This window comes from Pseudomonas sp. 05T35 (assembly GCF_056396605.1).
Genome location: NZ_JBFTLU010000754.1, coordinates 1 through 1,174, shown reverse-complemented (window position 1 = coordinate 1,174; position 1,174 = coordinate 1). Strand labels below are relative to the sequence as shown.

Genomic DNA, 1,174 nt, shown 5'->3' with positions numbered 1-1,174 from the left:
GGTCAACGATAATGCGTTCAGCCGTAATCTCTCCGGTTCGCGCTTTGAAGTGGGAACGGGGGTTGCCATGAAACTGTCGGATCGCTGGAGTGCACACGCCGAGGTCGAGTACATGAAAGGCAAGAGCATCGAAATGCCGATTGGCGGGACGGTGGGCTTTCAGGTCAAGTTCTAATAGGGCGGGTATTTATTTATCGCCGTCCCTATCGTAAAGCCCTGTCTCTATCGAGACAGGGCTTTTTTGTGCTCAGCGGTTTGCGCTGGTTAACAAAGTATCGAATTTTCCATCAGCCGTGATGGAGAGAGTACTGACGCCTTTCACTTCGATCTGCACGTTAAAGTCGCCTGAGAATGTGCTCTTTGCGACATCGAGTTGGAAGTTTGTATTCCCTGATGTTGCTAACCTACTGGTAGGATTTTGTGGGTCTGTATAATCAACGAGTTCAATGGTGACGAAGCCCGGTTTGTCTTCACCAACTTGATGACTCCCGTCTGAAAGTGTCTTGGAGAACACGATCAGAAACACCCTCAAGCGCTTTTCATCGCTGTCTTTTTCAGTGGCTTCTACCACCCAGGTTTCACCCCGGTTCGGGCTTGTGCTGCTGCGCAGTGCTGTCACGCTGGACTTGAATGTGGGGGCATTCTCCAGCGTGACGTCGAAGTAATCTTCTGTGCTGGTTTTTTTTGCGGCTACGCTCATGATCGCTTTCTCCCTGGCAATTAACAAAGAATCCACAAATAGGTAACCATCGCTAACTCATGGATTAACTCATCAGAGCTCAGTAGCGTCATTCTGTAAACTGTCAGATATACCAGTTTACAGTGGGTGTTTTGTGTGGGTTGTTATCAAGAGGTTTTATGCGTATGAAGTGTTATTTCAAAAGCCTATAACCGCTAGTTGAAAGTCATTATGACTTCCCCCGGTTTTCATCAACTGAACAACCCCGCAGCGATATTGATCGAAAAGCCAAGGATGGCCGTGTTGAACAGAAAACCGATCAGTGACTGGGCCAGCACGATCTTGCGCAAACTGCGTGTGGCCACCCCGACATCGGCGGTTTGCACGGCCACGCCGATGGTGAACGAGAAATACAGGAAGTCCCAATAGTTGGGGTTTTTCAAGCCTTCGGCAAAACGCAGCGCGGGCTCCTGGCCATCCCAAGTGTAGAACAGC

3 protein-coding genes are annotated in these 1,174 nt (G+C 49.6%); 1 reads left to right on the top strand and 2 read right to left on the bottom strand.

Annotated features, from left to right (window positions below):
* Window positions 1-175: autotransporter outer membrane beta-barrel domain-containing protein (locus AC1DH9_RS29530; protein ID WP_477809380.1), on the top strand; the 175-nt coding region annotated here is incomplete at its 5' end.
* A gap of 72 nt (window positions 176-247) precedes the next feature.
* Here the strand turns inward: AC1DH9_RS29530 and AC1DH9_RS29525 are convergent.
* Both AC1DH9_RS29525 and AC1DH9_RS29520 read right to left on the bottom strand, forming a co-directional pair.
* The gene (locus tag AC1DH9_RS29525; RefSeq protein WP_427537011.1) at window positions 248-700 is read right to left on the bottom strand and encodes a hypothetical protein; all 453 of its coding nucleotides are present in this window, start codon (window positions 698-700) and stop codon (window positions 248-250) included.
* A gap of 230 nt (window positions 701-930) precedes the next feature.
* A partial coding sequence (locus AC1DH9_RS29520; protein ID WP_477809379.1) for a DUF1345 domain-containing protein occupies window positions 931-1,174 on the bottom strand: 244 nt, incomplete at its 5' end.

What these genes read in the sequence shown, in the direction of transcription:
- AC1DH9_RS29525 (WP_427537011.1), bottom strand. Translation starts at nt 700, where the DNA reads ATGAGCGTAGCCGCAAAAAAAACCAGCACAGAAGATTACTTCGACGTC.